Source organism: Segeticoccus rhizosphaerae (assembly GCF_005222685.1).
Lineage (GTDB): Bacteria > Actinomycetota > Actinomycetes > Actinomycetales > Dermatophilaceae > Segeticoccus > Segeticoccus rhizosphaerae.
Genome location: NZ_SWMA01000013.1, coordinates 77,464 through 97,085 on the forward strand (window position 1 = coordinate 77,464; position 19,622 = coordinate 97,085).

Consider the following 19,622-nt stretch of genomic DNA (forward strand, 5'->3'; position numbering starts at 1 on the left):
CACCGGGCCGCCGCCGACGCCCGGCCGCTAGAGTCCGCGGCATGATCTCGCGGTCTGACGACGCCAGAGCATCCGTCACGGTGTCGGAGGTCCGGGTGCTCGACGGTCCCAACCTCTACTTCACTCGTCCGGCCATCAAGGTGAGCCTGCAGCTCCCGGGTTACCTCGAGGCGCAGGAGGAAACGCTGCGTCGGCTGGCCGGCACGCTGGAGCTACGGCGGGTGCGTCCTGGGTCGCCGGGTTCCGAGCAACGCCAACGCTTTGTGTTGCGGCTCGTCGAGCGCGTGGTGCGCCGCATCGCCTCCGCGGGCGGCACCACGCGGCTGGGAGTCAGGGCACGCCCTGCCTCCGCCCGGGACGAGGTTGTCGTGGCCTTCCCCTGGCACCACCGTGGTCGCGGCGAGGCTCTGGGGGAGTGCCTCGGCGAGGTGCTCACCAGGTTGCTCGGCGAGGACGGTGGCGCAGCTCTGGACGAGGCGGCCGCGCGTCTGCGTGAGGTGGCCCCCGGTGAGGCACCGCGGGTGGTCCGTCCCGCCGTGCCGGTCGCATCCATCACCGGGACCAACGGCAAGACGACGACCACCCGGCTGCTGGCCCACCTGGGTATGACGGCCGGCCTGCGCACCGCGTGGAGCTCGACCGACGGGGTGCTCGTGCAGGGCGAGCTGGTCGAGGCCGGTGACTACTCGGGTCCGGCGGGCGCGCGTGCCGTGTTGGCCTCTCCCGGCGTCGAGCTCGGCATCCTGGAGACGGCCCGTGGCGGGATGCTGCTGCGGGGGATGGGGGTCAGCAGCAACGACGTGAGCGTCGTCACCAACGTCTCCGCGGACCACCTCGGTCTGCAGGGCATCGACACCGTCGACCAGCTCGCCGAGGTCAAGGCCATCGTGACGAAGGTGACCAGGCCAGACGGTTGGGTCGTCCTCAACGGCGACGACCCCCGGGTGTGGGCCATGGCTGCCGGCATCCGGGCTCGGCCGTGGGCCTTCAGCCTCGACCCCGACTCGCCCGCCCTGCGGCAGTCGCTCTCCCGAGGCGGTCGGGGCACCACCGTGATGGACGGCGACATCGTCACACTGACTCCCGGCGGCGACCCGGACCACCTGGCGCGGGTGATCGACGTCCCGGTCACGCTCTCGGGCCTGTCCGAGCACAACGTTGCCAACGCGCTGGCCGCGACGGCGGCAGGCCTCGGCCTCGGCCTGCCCCGGGCGGCGGTCGTGCAGGGCCTGCTGACCTTCGCCCCCGACCCGCGCCAGAACCCCGGCCGGATGAACGTCTACAGCCTGCCGCTCGCCTCGGGTGGCTCCGTGAGCGTCATCATCGACCTGGCCCACAACGAGGCCGGGCTCGAGGCGCTGCTGCGGGTCGCCGACGGTCTGCGTCCGCCGGGGTCCTACGTGCATCTCGGCCTCGGCACCGGCGGCGACCGCACCGACGAGATCCTGGTCAACCTGGGCGAGCTGGCCGGTCGCCGGGCCGACCTGGTCCAGATCGTGCACAAGGTGCACTACCTGCGCGGCCGGACCATGGACGACCTCGAGGAGCGGCTCCGTGAGGGCCTGGCGAACGTCGGGATGACGCCCACCCACTCCTGGCCGACCGAGCTGCACGGCCTGCAGGGGCTGCTCGCGGCAGCCGAGGACGGCGACGTCGTCGCCGTCATGTGCCACGCCGACCGCGCGCTGCTGGACGGTTGGCTGGTCGAGCACGGAGCCACTCCCGACGGTCCGGCCGAGATCCGCCACAAGGTGATCGTGGCGCGCGGCGAGCACGAGCTCCAGGCCGAGATCGACGCACTCGAGGACGAGCCGGACGAGCAGGCGGCCGTCGCCGCCGCCAGGAGTCTGGTCGACACGCATCCCGGGGACCCGCGGCTCGATTACGAGCTGGGTGGCTGTCTCGACCGTGCCGGCAAGGAGGAGGAGGCGATCGGCTGGTACCGGAAGGCGATCGACGCCGGGTTGCGCGAACCGCACCGCCACCGCGCGCTCATCCAGCTGGCCTCGAGCCTGCGGGTCGTGGGCCGTCCCGAGGATGCGCTGCGCATCCTGGACGACCTCGCGACATACCGACCATCGAGCGTCGCGGTGGAGGCGTTCCGGGCGCTGGCCCGCCATGACGGCGGCGACCACGGCGGAGCCCTCGCGGGGTTGCTGACCTTCGTGGTCGACCACGCCACCGATCCTGAGGACCAGGCATACGCCCGGGCCCTGCGTGCGTATGCCGCGCAGCTCACCCCGACCCCACCCCCGTGCGGATCCTCGTGACGCTCCGGGCGCTGCCCGCGACCAAACCGTCACGAAGATCCGGCACGCGGGTGGCGCTGGGCGTCAGTTGCCGGGAAGCTCCGCGGTCGCTGAGGCCTCCGCCTCCTCGCCGGACGCCTCGGCCTCGGTCAGCAGCTCTACCGGGTTGAGGTCGGGGTCACCGGTGTTCTCGCCGCTGTGCGCCCCGGCCTGGGCCGAGGAGGTCATGCTCTCCAGCTCGGCCAGGACCTTCGGGTGCTTGTCGACGCACAGCACCACGAGGTCGCCGGGGTTGGAGCGAGCCATGGTGTGCCGCACCGCCTCGAGCTCGTTGAGCACGATCTCGACCTGGCGGCACCGGACCTCGTCCTCTGCCATCCGGGCGCGCAGTCCCTCGGCCACGATCTCCGCCGCCGCGCCGGGTGCACGGCCCCTGAGGTTGTCGTCCTCGCGCACCACCACGACGTCGAAGTGTTCGGCGGCGATCGACCCCAGCTCACGCAGGTCTTCGTCGCGGCGGTCACCGGTGCCGCCGATCATCCCCAGCCGGGAGATCCGGCCGAGCTCGGCCTGCCCGGCCTTCTGGGCGGCGAAGTTCTCCACGAAGTCGCCGAGCATGCGCATGCCCGGCGGGTTGTGGCAGTAGTCGACCAGGACGTCGCGGGCCAGCACGTCGAGCAGGTTCATCCGGCCGGGGGACAGATAGTAGGAGGTCGTGAAGGTGCGCAGACCCTGCCGGATGTCGTGCAGGGGGGCACCAGCGGCGAAGGCGGCACCGGCTGCCGCGAGCGCGTTGGCGACGTTCATCCGGGCCGCACCACCGAAGGTGGAGGGCAGCAGGTGGGTCCAGGCCAGCTGCATGGAGCGGCGCCCGTGCTTGATGACGATCATCTCGCCCTTCTCGGTGGGCTCGAGCACCACCGCACGTCCGCCCCGGCGGCACTGGTCCTCGATGAAGTCGCGGACCTCGGAGCCCGGTGCCTCCAGCGAGAACCACACGACGCCACCACTGCACACCCGGCGCATCTTGCGCACCAGGGGATCATCGGCGTTGAGCACGGCGAAACCGGTGCGGGGCACCGCCTCCACGACGACGGCCTTGACGGCCGCCAGCTGCTCGAGCGTGTCGACGCCCCGCATCCCGAGGTGGTCGGGAGCGACGTTGGTGACGACCGCGATGTCGTTGCGGTCGTAGCCGAGTCCCTCGCGCAGGATGCCGCCACGCGCGACCTCCATGACCGCGAAGTCGACCCTGGGGTTCTGCAGGACCATCCGGGCGGACCGGGGGCCGGAGGCGTCGGCCTTGATGACCAGGCGTTCGTCGATGATGATGCCGTCGGTGGAGGTCATCCCCACCTTGTGGCCGATGCCCTTGAAGATGTGCGCGATCATGCGCGAGGTGGTCGTCTTGCCGTTGGTGCCGGTGACGGCCACGATCGGCACGCGGGACGGGGTGCCCGGCGGGAAGAGCAGGTCGACCACCGGCTTGGCGATGAACTGCGGCTCTCCGACCGTGGGATGGGTGTGCATCCGGAACCCGGGAGCGGCGTTGACCTCGCAGATCGCGCCGCCGGTCTCCCGCACGGGGGCGGAGATGTCCGGGCAGATGAAGTCGATGCCGGCCACGTCGAGGCCGATCATGCGGGCCGCCTCCTCGGCGATCTCGACGTTGTCGGGGTGCGCGTCGAAGGTCCGGTCGACCGAGATGCCGCCGGTCGACATGTTGCCGGTCAGGGCGAGCTTGACCATCTCCCCGGACGGCGGGACGTCGTCCAGCTCGTAGCCCTGCTCGCGCACGAGGCCGACGGCTGCGTCGTCCACGGTGATCTTGGTCAGCACCTTCTCGTGGCCGACGCCTCGGCGGGGGTCGGCGTTGGTGGTCTCGACCAGCTCGCTCACGGTGTGCTCGCCGTCACCGACCACGTGGGCCGGCACGCGCTCGGCGATGGCCTGCATGCGGCCCCCGACGATGAGGCAGCGGTAGTCACGGCCGGTCACGAAGCTCTCCACGATGACCACGCCGCGCCGGGACTGGTCCTCGGCGACCACGAAGGCCTCGCGCACGGCGCCGGCGTCCTTCAGGTCGAGGCACACCCCGCGCCCGTGGTTGCCGTCCAGGGGCTTCACCACCACGGGGTAGCCGATCCGCTCGGCCGCGGAGGCGGCTGCTTCGGCGCTGCGCACGGCTTCGCTGCGGGGCACGGGCAGCCCGGCGGAGGCCAACAGCTTGGCGGTGAGGTCCTTGTCGCCGGCGATGTCGACCGCCAGGGCACCGGTCCTGGACGTCATGGTGGCTCGGATCCGCTGCGCATGGACCCCTTGGCCCAGCTGGATCAGGGAGTACTGGTTGAGCCGGATCCACGGGATGTCGCGGCTGACCGCCTCGTCGAGGATGGCCGAGGTGGAAGGTCCGAAGGCGATCCGCTCGGCGCGGGTGAGGAAGCGCTCCAGCTCGTCGGGGAAGTCAAAGCCGTCCTCGGGCTGGACGAGGTGGTTGACGAGGCGGACCGCCAGCTGCCCGGCCGAGACGCCCACCCGCTCGTCGACGAACCCGAAGATGACGTTGTAGACGCCGGTGCGCCCCCGCACCTGCCGGGTCTTGCCACGGCGCAGGTCGTGCCCTGCCTCCTGCTGCAGCTGCAACGCGACGTGCTCGGCCACGTGCCCGAGCCAGGTGCCCTCGCGCATCCGCTGGACGAAGCCGCCCCGCACCCCGCGGGAGCAGGTGTGCCGCTCGAGGCCGGGGAGCAGCTCGAGGAGGCGGTCGGTGAACCCCTCGATCGAGTCGGTGGGATAGCCCTCCAGGACACCGAGGTCCACGACGAGGTGGATCGCCTGCTCGTAGGACCAGACGTTCGGACCGCGGTAGACGCGGGACTCGAGGATGGTCAGATCGGGGGACAGGGCGCCCTTGGGCACCGGGCGGTCGGCGATCAAGGTGGCCTCCTCCTCAGGGGTGCGAAGCGGCCGGGGTGGACGCTCCGTCCTGCGGTTTCTGCTGCGCTCGTCTGACCACGCGGTCCGGGTGCCTTTCGACGAATCCGGTCAGGCTGGCGGTGTGCAGGTCGAACGTAGCGCCGGAGGGCAGCGAGTGCACGACCGCCCCGGTCACCAGCAGCGGAGCGTCTCGGCGTGCTTCGTGCGCGTCGGTGATGGCCTGTCGGGCGTCCATGACGAAGACCGCGCCCGACCCGACCACGGTCAGCTGCGTGCCGTCCGCGATCTCGGCGGCCGTGTCCTCGTCGATGCCCATGCCGAGCAGGCTCGGTGAGCCGGCCACCAGCGACATCAGCCGGCCGTAGCGAGAGCGCTGGTCGAAGTGCTGGTCGACGATGACGCCCGGCAGCAGGGCCAGGCCGGCCGTGAGCTGGCTCGACCGCTGGCGGGGGGTGACCCCCTCGTCGCCCAGCGAGATCATGAACTGGCTCATGATCGACGCCCCGGCGGACGTCCCGGCGATGACCGCTCCACGGGCGTGCGCGCGCTCGATGGCGTCGCCGAGCGGCGTGCCGACGACGATCTGGCTCAGCTTGAGCTGGTTGCCCCCCGTGAGGAAGACGCCGGTTGCCCGGTCCAGCTCGGCAATCAGCGCTGGGTCGCCGGACGCGAGCCGGTTGGCCGGGTCCACCGTGGCGATGTCACGCGCGCCCAGCCGCGTGAAGACCTCGGAGTAGGCGCCCACCACCTCGTCCGGGATGGAAGAAGCCGTGGGTATCACCACGATCTTGGCCGCTCGGCCCCCGGCCAGGCGCACGAATCGGCGCAGGATGGTCGCCTTGCCGACCTTGTCCTCCGCTCCGCCGATGATGAGCAGGGACGTCTTCGGGACCGGGGTGGGGCGCGGCATGCGGCTCAGCCTAGGAGGCGCGCCGGGCGGGGCGGCGGCGCCTCGCCGGGCTCCGGCTGGTCGAGGCAGGACACGGTGACGTCCGCGGTCAGGCCGAGATGGCCTGGCCCTTGCCGACCACGACGATCCCGGACTCGGTGACGGTCAGTCCCCGCTCGCGGTCGTGGTCGTGGTCGATGCCGACGTTGACGCCGTCGGGTACCTGCACGTTCTTGTCCAGGATGGCGCGGTGCACCTGGCAGCTGCGCCCGACGTCGACCCCGTCGAGCAGGACCGATTCCGACACCATCGCGAAGCTGTGCAGGTGGACGTTGGGGGCCAGCACCGATCCCGTCACGTGGGCGCCGCTGACGACCACCCCGGGGGAGACGGCGGAGTTGACGGCCGAACCCACCCGGTCGTGCGAGCCGTGCACGAACTTGGCGGGTGGGAAGGGGCCGTGTGTGGTGTAGATCGGCCACTCGTAGTTGTAGAGGTTGAAGATGGGGTGGATCGACACCAGGTCCATGTGCGCTTCGTAGTAGGAGTCCATCGTCCCGACGTCGCGCCAGTAGCCGCGGTCGCGGTCGGTCGAGCCGGGGATGGGGTTGTCCTTGAAGTCGTAGACCTGCGCGTCCTGCCGGGCCACGAAGGCGGGCACGATGTCGCCGCCCATGTCGTGCTTCGACCCGTCGTTGTCGGAGTCGCGGACGACGGCGTCCCTCAGCGCGTCCGCGGTGAAGACATAGTTGCCCATCGAGGCCAGCACCTCGTCCGGGGCGTCGGGCAGGCCCTGGGGATCGCTCGGCTTCTCGAGGAACGCCGCGATCTGGTGCGGGTCGTCCGGCTTCACCTCGATCACGCCGAACTGGTCGGCCAGTCCGATCGGCTGCCGGATGGCCGCCACGGTGACGCCGGCCCCGGACTCGATGTGCTGGTCGACCATGTGGCTGAAGTCCATCCGGTAGACGTGGTCGGCGCCCACCACCACGACATACTCCGGCTGCTCGTCGTCGATCAGGTTGAGGCTCTGGTAGATCGCGTCGGCACTGCCGAGGAACCAGTTCTTGCCCAGCCGCTGCTGTGCCGGCACCGGGGCCACGTAGTTGCCGAGCATGTTGGACATCCGCCAGGTCTGGGTGATGTGCCGGTCGAGGCTGTGCGACTTGTACTGCGTCAGCACGACGACCTTGAGGTAGCCGGAGTTGACGACGTTGGACAGGGCGAAGTCGATCAGTCGGTAGATGCCTCCGAAGGGGACCGCCGGTTTGGCGCGGTCCGCGGTGAGCGGCATCAGCCGTTTGCCCTCGCCTCCTGCCAGAACGATCGCAAGGACCTTGGTCTGACCTGTGCGCGCCATGAGCAGACCCTAGGGCGGGTGGGGCGGTTGCGCGAGGTTTGTGTCCGAGTTGTGGCCGAACGCGTCAGCGCAGACCGAAGGCCCGCAGCACGTCGGGGCTGCCCGCGCCGTGGCGCAGGGGAGGCAGTCCCACGAGGCGGGACGGCGCGGCGGCCAGCGAGGAGTGGGTGAACCTGCGGGTCACGATCTTGTGCTGGAGCCGAGCGGCGGCGAACACGGTCAGGACGTGGTTGCCGGCGTGGTGGTCGTCCTCGTCGAACGTCACGACGACGGCGAGGCGACCCCGGCTGAAGTCGGCACCGTTCTCGATGAACGGCAGCCAGCGGTGCAGCCACCCGTCGGCGGTCGCGAGCGGGCAGTCGTGCCCGTCGTTGCAGGTGTCGGGGATGAGCAGCGAGTAGGTCGGCAGGCGCCCCGCGACCACGGCGTCGTGCAGGGGGCCGCTAGCGGTCGTGCCGGCCGGGAGGTCGTGACGGCGGCATGCGGCGCGTTCACGGGGATCGACGAAGTAGGCCGCCGGGTTGTGCCGGGCGGCGTAGCGACCCGAGTTGGTCTGGGAGCACGGGGTGGGCATGCTCTCGGCGTAGGTCGCGGCGGAGTGTCCGTGCGCGGTGAGCTGGCCGAAGACCGAGGTTCCCTTGAGCCGGTGTGCGGCAGGCTCCTTGTCGTCGGCCACCCCGAAGGTCGAGCCGCCTGCCAGTTCGAGGTAGTTGGGCAGCGAAGGGTGCGCGACGGCATACCAGTGGCTCGCGACGCCGTAGCGATCGGCCTGCGCGGCCAGGAAGGGCATCTGGGCGAGCGCCTGCTGTTTCGAGTGGTTCTCGAGCACGACCACGAGCAGCTTGCTGACGTGTGCGGCCACCGAAGCCGAGGCGGCGGAGCTCCCCGCTGCCGGGCCGGTCGACGAGCTGCCGGCTAGGGGCGGCGCCGCCGTGGCGGAGCTGGCCGACGCGGCCGGCCCGGACGCGGCACACGCGGCGCAGACGGTGAGCGCCGCGAGCAACGAGACCAGCGCAGCCAGTCGGCGTGGGAGAGATGCCACCCGTCCGATGCTCCTCGCCGCAACGGCCCGGCGCAACGGCCCGGCGCAACTGTCCGGCCGAGGCCGCGACTGCCGCTCAGGTGGCCGCGGACCTCGCCGGAACGGCTTCCGACGGCTACGGTGCGAGTCGTGAGAGTCGACATCCTGTCCAAGGAGTACCCACCGAACGTCTACGGCGGGGCCGGCGTCCACGTCGCCGAGCTCGTCCTCGCGCTGCGTGCACGCGGGGATGTCGATGCGCGGGTGCGAGCGTTCGGTGAGCCGCAGCAGGAGCACGGCACCACCGGCTACCGCGAGCTGCCGCAGCTGGCGGAGGCCAACGCCGCGCTGCAGACGATGGGGGTCGACCTCACCATGGCCGCCGACTGCATCGGGGCGGACGTGGTGCACTCGCACACCTGGTATGCCAACTTCGCCGGCCATGTCGCCTCGCTGCTCGGCGGTATGCCGCACGTCGTCAGCGCGCACAGCCTCGAACCGATGCGCCCGTGGAAGGCCGAACAGCTCGGCGGCGGCTACGTCCTGTCGTCGTTCATCGAGCGCACGGCCTACGAGTCGGCGGCGGCCGTCATCGCGGTCAGCGCCGGGATGCGCACCGACGTGCTGAAGAGCTATCCGCAGATCGAGCCCGACAAGGTGCACGTCGTCCACAACGGCATCGACTCGGAGCAGTGGGCCCGCGCCGAGGACCCGGAGGTGCTGCACCGTCACGGCGTCGACCCCGACCGGCCGTCGGTCGCCTTCGTCGGGCGCATCACCCGGCAGAAGGGCCTGCCCTACCTGCTGCGCGCCGCTCGCGAGCTGCCGCCCGAGGTCCAGCTCGTGCTGTGTGCCGGTGCGCCGGACACCCCGGAGATCAAGGCCGAGGTCGAGGGACTGATCGAGCAGCTGCGGCAGAGCCGCGACGGGGTCGTCTGGATCGCGGAGATGTTGCCGCGGGCTGAGGTGATCGCGCTGCTTTCTGCCGCAACGGTGTTCGCGTGCCCGTCGGTCTACGAGCCGCTCGGCATCGTCAACCTCGAGGCGATGGCGTGCGAGCTGGCGGTGGTGGCCACCGCGACCGGCGGCATCCCGGAGGTCGTCGTCGACGGCGAGACCGGCTGGCTGGTGCCGATCGACCAGATGCAGGACGGCAGTGGTGTGCCCGTCGATCCCGACGTCTTCGTGTCCGACCTCGCGACGGCGCTGCGGGAGGCGGTCAGCGACCCCGACCGGGCCCGGCGCTTCGGGCTGGCCGGGAGACGGCGGGCGGTCGAGCACTTCTCGTGGGGCACGATCGGTGACCGGACCATGGCGGTCTACGAATCGGTCCTGTCCTGACGCAGACCGGCCAGGTTGAGGCACGCCACGTTCGTGGCCTCGGCGAGCGCCGAGTCGGCAGCGGCCCGGACCTGCCGGAGCGCGCGTCGTCGCTCTTCGGTCGAGTGCCCGTCGAAGGAGTGCAGCTCGGGATCCAGTCCGAGCTCCGCCACCCAGGAGATCCGCGCGGCCAGCGCGATGATCCGCAGCGCCCGGCTCGGCAACCCCTCGGGGATCGCCCAGTCGCCCGCGCGCACTCCCTCGACCGCCGCCTCTCGAAGCACCCGGCCACCCAGCGGTGAGGCGTCGATGTCCTCCAGCCTCGTGGTGAGGTGGATCAGGCTCTCCCGCAGCCGCAGCTCCACGTCGGCGAGGGCCACCGCCTCGAGCCGGTGGATCGGGGTCGGATCGCAGTCGTATGCCGTCCAGATGACCTGGGTGCCCACGTCACCCTCCGGTCCGTAGTCCTCGACGGTCGGGACGAGCGCGCCCCCGATGCCCGGGACGAAGACGCACTCGCCGGCCTCGGTGGCGGCGCCCGACAGCGCGAGGGGACCGTGCGGCATACCGGACAGGTCCCCGGGGCGGGGGAGTGCCACGAGGACCGCGGACTCGCCGAAGTCGTGCCAGACGGTCAGGCGGTCGAGGTCGCCGGCCACGTGGTCCACGTCGGGCAGGGCGCGTTCGGCGACCTGCTGCATCGGGATCTCACCGGCCAGCCCGGCCGTCGCCCAGAGGGCCACGCGCACCGAGGCGGGGAGCGACGTCACCGCGCCATCGTAGTTGCGGCAGAGGCGCCGTCGGGTGCGTCGCCCGCCGGTCGGCCGAAGCCGTGGCCTAGGGTCATCGCCATGAGGAACCACCCCACGAAGAGCACCCCAAGAAGTCCTCGCTCGTGCCTCGCTCGGTACTTCGCGGAGACCCCGCTCTCCTCCGCTGCGCTGCCACCCCGGGAGGTTCTCCGCTGCAGTCCGATACCTCCTGGGGACCCCGGCCTCCGATACCTCGCGAGGATCCCGGCATGAGCGACGTCCTCGAACTTGCTGGCGTGAGCGTGGTGCGCGGCGGCAACACGCTGCTGGACGACATCAGCTGGGAGGTCGAGGAGGGCGAGCGTTGGGTCGTCCTCGGCCCCAACGGTGCCGGGAAGACGACCCTCCTGCAGATTGCCGCGGGAAGGATGCACCCGACGCGCGGCGTGGCCGGGGTGTTGGGCGAGGTGCTCGGTGCCGTGGACGTCTTCGAGCTGCGGCCCCGGATCGGGCTGGCGAGCTCGTCCATCGCCGAGCGGATCCCCGGCGACGAGGTGGTCCGAGACGTCGTGGTGACGGCCTCCTACGGCATCGTCGGCCGGTGGCGGGAGGACTACGACTCCCTGGACCACGCCCGGGCCACCGAGCTGCTCGAGGCCCTCGGCGCCGCTCACCTCGCGGACCGGACGTTCAACACCCTGAGCGAGGGCGAGCGCAAACGGGTGCAGATCGCTCGGGCCCTGATGACCGACCCCGAGCTGATGCTGCTGGACGAACCGGCAGCCGGACTCGACCTCGGCGGTCGCGAGGACCTGGTCGCGCGCCTGGGCAACCTCGCGGCCGACCTCGCCGCTCCCGCCCTGGTGCTCGTGACCCACCACGTCGAGGAGATCCCACCCTCGTTCACCGACGTCCTGCTCCTGCGGGAGGGGCGGGTCGTGGCCGCGGGGCCGATCGAGCTCGCCCTGACCGAGGAGCACCTGTCGGAGACGTTCGGCCTGCCGCTCGAGCTCGACCGTCGCGGTGACCGCTGGTTTGCCCGGGCCCGGGGCTGAGCCGGCAGCTCTCCACCGTGCACCTCGGGTGGCCTGCGGCACCACCAGTTGAGGTTCCCGCTCGGGGGCGGCCGAATCGCAGGTCGCGCTGGCACTAAGTCCCGACGCGCCGCACGACACGCCGGTATGGCGTCCGCGCACCCCGGTAGTGCCAGCGCGAGTCGCGATGCACAGCCGCGGCGACGGCGGGCAGGGCGTTCGGGTGTCGCCTTGGGTCCGTGGGCTGGGAGGTACAACGGGCCACTCGCCCGGGACGACGCGTGGGATAGTCGGGCAGTGCCCGATCCGCTCAAGTACGCCGTCATCGAAAGAGAGCGCCGTTACGTCCTGGCACGCCTGCCGGACGGTGTCTCTGCCGTCCGGGAGATCGTCGACCGTTACCTGGTCAACACACGTCTTCGACTGCGCGAGGTGCGAGAGAGCGACGGAACGGTCGTTCGCAAGCTGGCGCACAAGGTGCGGCTGACCGACGGCCCGGCCGAGGTCGCCTCCACCAACTTCTACCTGGACGAGCAGGAGTGGGCAGTACTCGTGGCCCTGCCTGCACGAGTGCTTCGCAAGAGACGTCACCTGGTCCGACGAGACGGCACGCTCGTCGCGATCGACGAGCACGAGGACGGGACACTCGTCGCGGAGATCGATGACGGCGAGCACCCCTCGCAGGACGTGCCCGAGTGGCTCGACATCCTGGAGGACGTGAGCGACCAGGAGCGATGGACGGGCGCGCACCTCGCCCGGTGAGCCCGCACTCCCGCAAGACCGGACAGCGATCCTGGCCCGGGGCGAAAGGTCTCGGTCCGGACTCTTCCGCCCGCCGGCGGCGTGCCCGCCGTATCGTGCCCATCCTCAGGACGTAGCCTGAGCACGAGGGTTGGACTCGGAGGAGCGTGGCGAGATGTCGTGGCTGGATGACAACAGTTGGCTGGCCTGGCTCGGTCTGGCCCTGGCGCTGGTCGCCGTCGAGGCGGCTAGTGTCGACTTCGTGTTCCTGATGCTCGCGGGGGGAGCCCTGGCAGGATGCATCGCGGCCGCGGCCGGGCTGTCGTTCGTCTGGCAGGTCGTCGTGGCGGTGATCGTGGCGGCGGTGCTCGTCCTCACCGTCCGGCCCCTGCTCAAGCGCCACTTCATGGCCACCATCGGCGACCACAAGATCGGCTCGGCCGGACAGATCGGCCGCACCGCGGTCGTCGTCAAGACCGTGACCGAGCAGGACGGTCGCATCCAGTTGTCGGGGGAGACGTGGTCGGCGCGTCTGGCCCCGGGGACGACCGAGTGCCTACCCGGGCAAGAGGTCCGGGTCGTTTCCATCGAGGGGGCCACCGCGATCGTGACTGCGCTCGCGGCCGGCCGGAAGTCGGAGCTGAACCATGGATAGCAGTGGATTCAACCCCGGGTGGATCATCGCCCTGATCATCCTGATCCTGGCGGTCATCGTCATCTGGCGCACCATCAAGATCGTTCCCCAGCAGAGCTCGCTGATCATCGAGCGGCTCGGACGTTACTCCCGCACGCTGACGCCGGGCATCCACTTCCTCGTCCCCTTCGTGGACAAGGTGCGGGCCAACGTCGACCTGCGCGAGCAGGTCGTCTCCTTCCCGCCCCAGCCGGTGATCACCTCCGACAACCTCGTGGTGAGCATCGACACGGTCATCTACTACGCGGTCATGGACGCCAAGTCCGCGGTCTACGAGATCGCCAACTTCATCCAGGGCATCGAGCAGCTCACCGTTACGACCCTGCGTAACGTGATCGGCTCGCTGGACCTCGAGCAGACCCTGACCAGCCGCGACATGATCAACGCCCAGCTGCGCGGGGTCCTCGACGAGGCCACCGGCAAGTGGGGCATCCGGGTCAGCCGGGTCGAGCTCAAGTCGATCGAGCCGACCGCGTCGATGCAGGACGTCATGGAGAAGCAGGCTCGCGCCGAGCGTGACCGACGCGCGGCGATCCTCACCGCGGAGGGCTTCAAGCAGAGCCAGATCCTGACCGCCGAGGGTGAGAAGCAGTCGGCGATCCTGACCGCCGAGGGTTCCGCCCAGGCGCGCATCCTCGAGGCCCAGGGCCAGTCGCGGGCCATCCAGCAGGTGTTCGACGCCATCCACCGCGGGAAGCCGACGCAACGCCTGCTGGCCTACCAGTACCTCCAGGTGCTGCCCCAGCTCGCCCGCGGCGACAACAACAAGATGTGGATCATCCCGAGTGAGCTGACCGAGGCGCTCAAGGGGATCGGCAGTGCGCTCGGTGCCCCCGACGGTGGCCGCTACGACGGCCCGGCCGATGACGACGAGTGGGTCGACACCGGGGAGCGGCAGCCCTCGGCGTTCGACGACACCAACCTCGAGGACCCGGCGCAGGCCCTCGCCGAGGCGCGGGCGCAGGCCCGCGGCGCCACGGCCGAGGCCGAGGAGCACGCCCAGCCGCTCAGCCGCAAGGGCCGCGGCGGGGCGTCTGCGGTGCCCCCGCCCCCTCCCATCCCGTCCGCGCCGGAGGACCCCGCGGCCCCGCCGACGCCGCCCACTCCGCCAGTGCCGCCCGAGACGGCCGACCCTGCGGACACGACTGAGCCCGGCGTGCCGAGGGAGGGCGACCAGGCCGACGAGGGCGGGCAGGAGCCGCGCGGCGACCAACGGCGCTGACCCACCAGCAGACGGCCGTCCCGGCGGACAGAGTGCGGACCGTGCCCGGGCACCCGGACACCCCTCGCTAGGGTGACCGGGTGTCCCTGCTCGAAGCCCTTGCCATCCTGCTGGCCGGCATGGCAGCCGGGACGATCAACGTCATCGTCGGCTCGGGCACCCTGATCACCTTCCCGACCCTGCTGTTCTTCGGCTACCCGGCCGTGGCGGCCAACATGTCCAACAGTGTGGGGCTCGTGGCCGGCGGCTTCTCGGGGGTCTACGGCTACCGGGCGGAGCTGCGTGGCCAGGGACACGTGCTGCGACAACTGGTGCCGGCCTCGCTGGCCGGGGGCGTGACCGGTGCGCTCTTGCTGCTGGGGCTGCCCCCGGACGCCTTCCAGGCCATCGTGCCGGTGCTCATCGCGATCGCGGCCCTGCTCGTGGTGCTGGGACCGGCCATCCAGCGCCGCTCCTCGGCCGCCCACCCCGACCGCCAGACGCCCACCCGGCGCTGGCTGCTGATCGGCGGGGTCTACCTCGCCGGCGCCTACGGCGGTTACTTCGGCGCCGCCCAGGGCGTGCTGCTGGTCGGGTTGATGAACGTGCTCATGAGCGCCGGCCTGCAGCGGATCAACGGGATCAAGAACGTCCTCTCCACCGTGGTGAACCTGGTCGCGGCGGTCACGTTCATGATCGTGGCGTGGGACCAGATCCGTTGGGAGGTCGCCGCGCTCATCGCCGTCGGCTCGCTGATCGGCGGCTATGTCGGGGCCCGCATCGGTCGGAAGATGCCCCCGTGGCTGCTGCGTAGCGTCATCGTGCTGATCAGCGTCGTCGCCATTACCAAGATCGTGTTCTTCGACTGAGGAGCGTCGTGCAGACCACCCAAGGCAGTGGCGACGGCGCGCCCCTGGACGTGTGGATCGACGCCTCGGCGGGCGTGGCGGGCGACATGCTGCTCGGCGCGCTGCTGGATGCCGGAGCTTCCCTGACCAAGGTGCAGGGGCCCGTGGACGCCGTCGTGCCCGTGCGGTTCGGCTGCGGGTCGAGTCGGTGACGCGCGCCGGGCAGCGCGCCACGCAGGCCCACGTCGAGGCGGTCGAGTCGACCCGGAGCACCGCACCTGGCGGTCGATCAAGAGCCTGCTCGAGGGCAGTGGTCTGGCCGCCCGGGTGCGCGACAGGTCCCTGGCCGTCTTCGGGGCCCTCGCCGCCGCAGAGGCACGGGTCCACGGCACGGACCAGGCCGACGTCCACTTCCACGAGGTCGGTGCGCTTGACTCGATCGCCGACGTGGTGGGCGTCTGCGCCGCGCTCGAGGACCTGGGGGTCGCGACGTTCACGGCGAGCACGGTGGCGTTGGGCGCTGGGCGGGTCCGGGCGGCCCACGGCGACCTGCCCGTGCCGGTGCCTGCCGTGCTGGAGCTGTCTCGCGGGCGCGCGGTCTGCGGCGGGGGCAAGGGCGAGCTCACCACCCCGACGGGGATGGCCCCTGCTCACCGTGCTCTGCGCCAGTCATGACGACCTTCCCCGGCTAAAGGTGGGCGCCGTCGGCGTGGGGGGCACCAAGGACGTGCAGGGTCGTCCCAACGTCACGAGGGTGGTCCTGGGGCGGCCTCCGGCGGAGGGCGCCGCCGGGGCGGAGCCGTTCCCGGAGGGGGAGCATGACGAGGTCCTGCTCGAGACCAACGTGGACGACCTGGACCCGAGGGTGTGGCCGTCGGTCCTGCGCCCCGTGCGGGACGTGCTGGCCGCGGCGGAGCGTGCCGCGCACGAGGCAGACCTGAGCATTGGGAAGCGTCTGCCGCTGGTACACCGACCGCGCGCCGGATGCCGCCAGCTGGGGCATCACCGCCTTCACCGGCCGGCGCACGGAGCTGGCCGACGCGCTCGCGCCGCAGGACGGCCTCTACACGTTGGTGACCCTCGACCGTGACGGCGACAACTTCGCCGTGCTGGGCAGCGTCTCGGCGGTCCATCCGTCCTCCGGCCACGAGGCCTGGCTCGCCTACGTGCGCGACCCCGAGGTCGCCATCGTCACGACGACGGTCACCGAGGCGGGTCCTGCTGGAGACCGCGGACGCCGTCGCCCCCGCCCTGCGGGCCGTCGTCGAGCGCACCGGGCGCTTCGTCACCACCATGGTCGACCGCATCACCCCGCGCACCAAGGTTGCGACGGCATAGCCTTGCCTGCGTGGTGACACCGATCGAGGACCCGCAGGACCCCAGGATCCAGGACTATGTGGGCCTGACCGACGTCGCGCTGCGTCGCCGGCTCGAACCGGAGCGCGGCCTCTACCTCGCCGAGAGCGAGAAGGTGATCCGACGAGCCCTCGCGGCTGGGCATCGTCCCAGGTCCTACCTCATGGCTCGACGGTGGCTGACCGACCTCGGTGACCTGGTCCAGCAGGCCGAGCGGGACGGCATACCGGTCTACGTGGGCGAGCGCGACGTCATCGAGGCGATGACCGGATTCCACCTCCACCGTGGGGCGCTGGCGTCGATGCAGCGTCCCCAGCCGCGCAACCCGGTGGAGCTCCTGCGGGACGCGCGACGGGTCATGGTGCTGGAGGACATCGTCGACCACACCAACGTCGGTGCCGTGTTTCGTTCGGCTGCCGCGCTCGGGGTGGACGCGGTGCTCGTGACTCCTCGGTGTGCCGACCCCCTCTACCGCCGCAGCGTGCGAGTCTCGATGGGCACGGTCTTCCAGGTGCCCTGGACACGGATCGACCCGTGGCCTGCAGGGGTGAACCTGTTGCGCGACAACGGCTTCGTCGTGGCTGCCCTGGCCCTGGCGGACGATGCGGTCAGCCTGGACGACCTGGCTGCCGACCCGCCCGACCGGCTGGCCCTCGTGCTGGGCACCGAGGGCGACGGTCTGTCGGCGCGGACGCTGGACAGTGCCGACGTCGTCGTCGAGATCCCGATGTCCGGGGGAGTGGACTCACTCAACGTTGCCGCCGCGAGCGCGGTCGCCATGTGGGCGTTGGCCCCGGCGCGGCGGCGCGTGCCCTACTGACGGTCAGGTTGCGAGTCCCTCGACGACCTCGGCACCCGGCAGCTCGGCTGCCAAGGCACCCGGTAGACGCAGTTTGGCGCCCCGCACCCCGGCTCCGACGACGATCGACTCTCGTTCCAGGACAGCGGAATCCACCAGGACTGGCCAGTCGTCGGGCAGGCCGATCGGGGTGATCCCCCCATACTCCATCCCGGTGCGCTCGACTGCCGTGTCCATCGACAGGAAGCTCGCGCGGCGGGCATCGAGGCGTTTGCGCACCACGCTGTTGACGTTCGCCCGGGTCGTGGCCAACAGGAGGCAGGCGGCGACCCGCTCGAGCTCACCCCGGCGGCCACCCACCACGACACAGTTCGCCGAGTCGGACAACGAGATGCCGGTCGCCTCCACGAAGGCAGCGGTGTCCGAGACGGCGGGGTCGATCTCGGCCACCTCGACGTGCTCACTGCCCGGCCACGCCGTCAGCGCCTCCGCGACGGGCCGCGCGAGCAGGTCGAGGTGGTCGAGGACCGGGCGAAAGTGCAGGCCGCTCACGCGGACGGTGCCGCGTACATGGCGGTCAGCACGCCCCGGGCCACCGTGTGCGCGCCGAGGTTGAACGCGGTCACGGCGGCGCTGGCGCGCTCGCCGAGGCCGAGGTCGTCGGTGTCGAGGGCATGGACCGCGAACATGTAGCGGTGCGGGCGGTCACCCGCGGGGGGTGCAGCACCGCCATACGCCTCGGTGCCGAAGTCGTTCGCGATCTGACGGACCCCTTCTGGCAACTCGGCGTCGACGGAGCCGTAGCCGGCGGGTAGTGAGGTGACGTCCACCGGCACGTTGACCAGGAGCCAGTGCCAGAAGCCCGACGGCGTGGGGGCATCTGGGTCGAAGCAGGTCACCGCGTAGGAGCGGGTGCCGTCGGGCGCCCCTGACCAGGACAGCTGCGGTGAGACGTTGCCGCCGTGGAAGCCCCAGTCGTCGTAGACCTGTTCGTCGGGGAGGGTGTCCCCGTCGGCGAAGGACTCGCTGGTGACATCGAGGTCGGGGACCCGCGGCAGCAGCTCGTACGGGTCCGGGGCAGTCGGTCGCTCGAGGTTCATGCTCCGAGGCTACGACCCGGGCGGTGAGTCGGCCACCGCCCCCTGCCGTCACCCGACGAACGAGGCCAGCAGCCGCCGGAGCTCGGCCCCCGGATCGCTGGTGACGCCACCATGGACCGGTCCGGGCTGCACGACGGTGCTGCGCGGGGCACTGAGCCAGCCGAAGCGCTGGCCGAGTGAGGAGAGGTGCGGCCGTCCTTCGCCACGGCAGGCCGCACGGACGGCCTCGAGCGATCGCTGCAGGGCCGGCACGTCGAGGGCGGGGGAGAGGGCCCTCAGGCGGGTCTCGTCGACCTCGAACGCGACGTCGAGGAACTCACCGCGCTGGCTGTAGAGCACGACTCCCACGTTGACGAACTCCTCGCGCTCCGGCCGCGCGACGCACCTCAGCACGACGTACTGGTAACCCAGCAGCTTGCTCATCGATGCCCACCTCCCGGGAGCCAGGCGGCCGGGTGGGCCAGCCGGGCCTGCAGATTCGCGACGTATGCCGTCCGCACGGCATCCGGGGAAGGCAGACCGGGCGCCTCTTCGAGCCACTCGTCTGGCACCAGGTCGAGCACCTCGGCAAGCAGTCGGTCGTCGACCCTCGTCGAGAGCCGGTCGTGCGCCGCGACCACGTCCTCGGCGACGTCGAGCAGTACGTGCTTGGCAGGGTCGAACGGTTGCGACGCGAATCGCCCCGGGCGGGAACCGAACCGGGGCCACGAGTGATGGAAGTACAGGGCGGCGCCGTGGTCGATGCAGTAGGTCCTGCCGTGCCAGACCAGGAGGTTGGGGTTGCTCCAGGTGCGGTCGACGTTGGCGGTGAACGCATCGAGCCACACGATGGCAGAGGCCTCGGCGGGCGTCGGCGGGAGCGATCCGTCGTAGCCGAACGATCCCGGCAGGAAGTCCATGCCCAGGTTGAGGCCGACGCTTGCGGTGAGCAGGTCCTGGACCTCCTCGTCGGGCTCGTAGCGCGCGATCTGGTCGGGGAGGGTGATGGCGCGCATCTCGGGGACTGCGATGCCGAGGGCGCGAGCCAGCTCACCCACGACGACCTCGGCCACGAGGACCTTGAGGCCCTGTCCGGCGCCGCGGAACTTCAGCACGTACGTGCCGTCGTCATCGGCCTCGACGATGCCGGGCAGGGAACCGCCCTCGCGCAGCGGAGTCACGTAGCGAACGGCACTGATGTTGGGGAGCACGCGTGCAGCCTAACGACAGCGCAGCCTAACGACAGCGCAGCCGACCGGTCAGATGCCTAATGGGGGCGCATCGCCGAGGTTTCGGCCAGAGTGGTGTCCGAGTCCGCCGGTGGGTGAGCACTGCTGAAGCC

19 protein-coding genes and 2 pseudogenes are annotated in these 19,622 nt (G+C 71.1%); 12 read left to right on the forward strand and 9 right to left on the reverse strand.

The genetic code is table 11. The annotated features are described in order from the left end of the window. The first annotated feature begins 41 nt into the window (after positions 1–41). Positions 42–2,270 carry a tetratricopeptide repeat protein gene (locus FCN22_RS11025; protein ID WP_137121595.1) on the forward strand — a complete coding sequence of 743 codons (2,229 nt, stop codon included), beginning with the start codon at positions 42–44 and terminating at the stop codon, positions 2,268–2,270. Positions 2,271–2,333: 63 nt separating this feature from the next. On the opposite strand, the gene cphA is transcribed toward FCN22_RS11025, so the two are convergent. The 4 genes from cphA to FCN22_RS11045 all read right to left on the reverse strand — a co-directional run bounded on the left by cphA (position 2,334) and on the right by FCN22_RS11045 (position 8,477). Continuing rightward, positions 2,334–5,186 carry a cyanophycin synthetase gene (gene cphA, locus FCN22_RS11030; protein ID WP_137121596.1) on the reverse strand — a complete coding sequence of 951 codons (2,853 nt, stop codon included), beginning with the start codon at positions 5,184–5,186 and terminating at the stop codon, positions 2,334–2,336. Between the two features lie 13 nt (positions 5,187–5,199). Beyond that, complete coding sequence (locus tag FCN22_RS11035) at positions 5,200–6,096, reverse strand: cyanophycinase (protein ID WP_137121597.1); 897 nt, start codon at positions 6,094–6,096, stop codon at positions 5,200–5,202. Between the two features lie 88 nt (positions 6,097–6,184). Then, on the reverse strand, positions 6,185–7,435 hold the full coding sequence (glgC, locus tag FCN22_RS11040; protein WP_137121598.1) for a glucose-1-phosphate adenylyltransferase: 1,251 nt from the start codon (positions 7,433–7,435) through the stop codon (positions 6,185–6,187). Positions 7,436–7,499: 64 nt separating this feature from the next. Then, positions 7,500–8,477 carry an alkaline phosphatase family protein gene (locus tag FCN22_RS11045; protein ID WP_202911528.1) on the reverse strand — a complete coding sequence of 326 codons (978 nt, stop codon included), beginning with the start codon at positions 8,475–8,477 and terminating at the stop codon, positions 7,500–7,502. 129 nt (positions 8,478–8,606) lie between these two features. Here FCN22_RS11045 and glgA point away from each other — a divergent pair, with 129 nt between their 5' ends. Beyond that, positions 8,607–9,797 carry a glycogen synthase gene (glgA, locus tag FCN22_RS11050; RefSeq protein WP_137121599.1) on the forward strand — a complete coding sequence of 397 codons (1,191 nt, stop codon included), beginning with the start codon at positions 8,607–8,609 and terminating at the stop codon, positions 9,795–9,797. On the opposite strand, the gene FCN22_RS11055 is transcribed toward glgA, so the two are convergent. Further along, entirely contained in the window at positions 9,776–10,546 is a 771-nt protein-coding gene (locus FCN22_RS11055) for an Rv1486c family protein (protein ID WP_137121600.1), read from the reverse strand. The two genes, glgA and FCN22_RS11055, sit on opposite strands and share 22 nt — an antisense overlap. A gap of 251 nt (positions 10,547–10,797) precedes the next feature. Between FCN22_RS11055 and FCN22_RS11060 the strand changes: the two genes are divergently transcribed. From FCN22_RS11060 to FCN22_RS11095, 10 genes and pseudogenes are all read left to right on the forward strand, one after another. Continuing rightward, positions 10,798–11,583, forward strand: coding sequence for an ABC transporter ATP-binding protein (locus tag FCN22_RS11060; RefSeq protein WP_137121601.1), 786 nt, complete (start codon positions 10,798–10,800; stop codon positions 11,581–11,583). A 276-nt stretch (positions 11,584–11,859) separates the two neighbouring features. After that, on the forward strand, positions 11,860–12,324 hold the full coding sequence (locus tag FCN22_RS11065; RefSeq protein WP_137121602.1) for a hypothetical protein: 465 nt from the start codon (positions 11,860–11,862) through the stop codon (positions 12,322–12,324). 154 nt (positions 12,325–12,478) lie between these two features. After that, positions 12,479–12,958 (forward strand): NfeD family protein, encoded by a 480-nt coding sequence (locus FCN22_RS11070; RefSeq protein ID WP_137121603.1) that lies wholly within the window; start codon positions 12,479–12,481, stop codon positions 12,956–12,958. Continuing rightward, positions 12,951–14,219: an SPFH domain-containing protein gene (locus tag FCN22_RS11075; RefSeq protein ID WP_137121604.1), complete on the forward strand. Its 1,269-nt coding sequence runs from the start codon at positions 12,951–12,953 to the stop codon at positions 14,217–14,219. The genes FCN22_RS11070 and FCN22_RS11075 overlap by 8 nt, the downstream gene beginning before the upstream one ends. Before the next feature lie 80 nt (positions 14,220–14,299). Further along, entirely contained in the window at positions 14,300–15,067 is a 768-nt protein-coding gene (locus FCN22_RS11080) for a sulfite exporter TauE/SafE family protein (RefSeq protein WP_137121605.1), read from the forward strand. An 8-nt stretch (positions 15,068–15,075) separates the two neighbouring features. Continuing rightward, entirely contained in the window at positions 15,076–15,258 is a 183-nt protein-coding gene (gene larC, locus FCN22_RS22540) for a nickel insertion protein (protein WP_202911529.1), read from the forward strand. A gap of 64 nt (positions 15,259–15,322) precedes the next feature. Then, positions 15,323–15,721 (forward strand): annotated as a pseudogene (larC, locus tag FCN22_RS22545) (nickel pincer cofactor biosynthesis protein LarC); the annotation flags it as partial. 19 nt (positions 15,722–15,740) lie between these two features. After that, a pseudogene (locus tag FCN22_RS22815) lies at positions 15,741–15,875 on the forward strand (hypothetical protein); the annotation flags it as partial. 115 nt (positions 15,876–15,990) lie between these two features. Further along, the gene (locus tag FCN22_RS11090; protein WP_137121606.1) at positions 15,991–16,401 is read left to right on the forward strand and encodes a hypothetical protein; all 411 of its coding nucleotides are present in this window, start codon (positions 15,991–15,993) and stop codon (positions 16,399–16,401) included. After that, a complete protein-coding gene (locus tag FCN22_RS11095; RefSeq protein ID WP_137121607.1) occupies positions 16,395–17,222 on the forward strand; it encodes a TrmH family RNA methyltransferase in 828 nt (275 codons plus the stop codon). Before FCN22_RS11090 ends, FCN22_RS11095 begins: the two co-directional genes overlap by 7 nt. Before the next feature lie 3 nt (positions 17,223–17,225). Here FCN22_RS11095 and FCN22_RS11100 read toward each other — a convergent pair whose 3' ends face one another. Genes FCN22_RS11100 through FCN22_RS11115 form a run of 4 tightly spaced genes read right to left on the reverse strand, consistent with a single transcriptional unit; the run spans position 17,226 to position 19,491 of the window. Continuing rightward, a complete protein-coding gene (locus FCN22_RS11100; RefSeq protein WP_137121608.1) occupies positions 17,226–17,753 on the reverse strand; it encodes a YbaK/EbsC family protein in 528 nt (175 codons plus the stop codon). Further along, positions 17,750–18,301 (reverse strand): YbhB/YbcL family Raf kinase inhibitor-like protein, encoded by a 552-nt coding sequence (locus FCN22_RS11105; protein ID WP_137121609.1) that lies wholly within the window; start codon positions 18,299–18,301, stop codon positions 17,750–17,752. Before FCN22_RS11105 ends, FCN22_RS11100 begins: the two co-directional genes overlap by 4 nt. A 48-nt stretch (positions 18,302–18,349) precedes the next feature. Further along, positions 18,350–18,724, reverse strand: a complete 375-nt coding sequence (locus tag FCN22_RS11110) for a DUF3037 domain-containing protein (protein ID WP_137121610.1) — start codon at positions 18,722–18,724, stop codon at positions 18,350–18,352. Then, positions 18,721–19,491 (reverse strand): HipA family kinase, encoded by a 771-nt coding sequence (locus tag FCN22_RS11115; protein ID WP_137121611.1) that lies wholly within the window; start codon positions 19,489–19,491, stop codon positions 18,721–18,723. The genes FCN22_RS11110 and FCN22_RS11115 overlap by 4 nt, the downstream gene beginning before the upstream one ends. Positions 19,492–19,622: the final 131 nt, after the last annotated feature.

Excerpts from the sequence above, each read along its gene's own strand:
- FCN22_RS11025 (WP_137121595.1), top strand. The coding sequence starts at position 42 with ATGATCTCGCGGTCTGACGACGCCAGAGCATCCGTCACGGTGTCGGAG.
- FCN22_RS11070 (WP_137121603.1), top strand. The coding sequence starts at position 12,479 with ATGTCGTGGCTGGATGACAACAGTTGGCTGGCCTGGCTCGGTCTGGCC.
- FCN22_RS11075 (WP_137121604.1), top strand. The coding sequence starts at position 12,951 with ATGGATAGCAGTGGATTCAACCCCGGGTGGATCATCGCCCTGATCATC.
- FCN22_RS11105 (WP_137121609.1), bottom strand. The coding sequence starts at position 18,301 with ATGAACCTCGAGCGACCGACTGCCCCGGACCCGTACGAGCTGCTGCCG.
- FCN22_RS11035 (WP_137121597.1), bottom strand. The coding sequence starts at position 6,096 with ATGCCGCGCCCCACCCCGGTCCCGAAGACGTCCCTGCTCATCATCGGC.
- glgC (WP_137121598.1), bottom strand. The coding sequence starts at position 7,435 with ATGGCGCGCACAGGTCAGACCAAGGTCCTTGCGATCGTTCTGGCAGGA.
- FCN22_RS11110 (WP_137121610.1), bottom strand. The coding sequence starts at position 18,724 with ATGAGCAAGCTGCTGGGTTACCAGTACGTCGTGCTGAGGTGCGTCGCG.
- FCN22_RS11060 (WP_137121601.1), top strand. The coding sequence starts at position 10,798 with ATGAGCGACGTCCTCGAACTTGCTGGCGTGAGCGTGGTGCGCGGCGGC.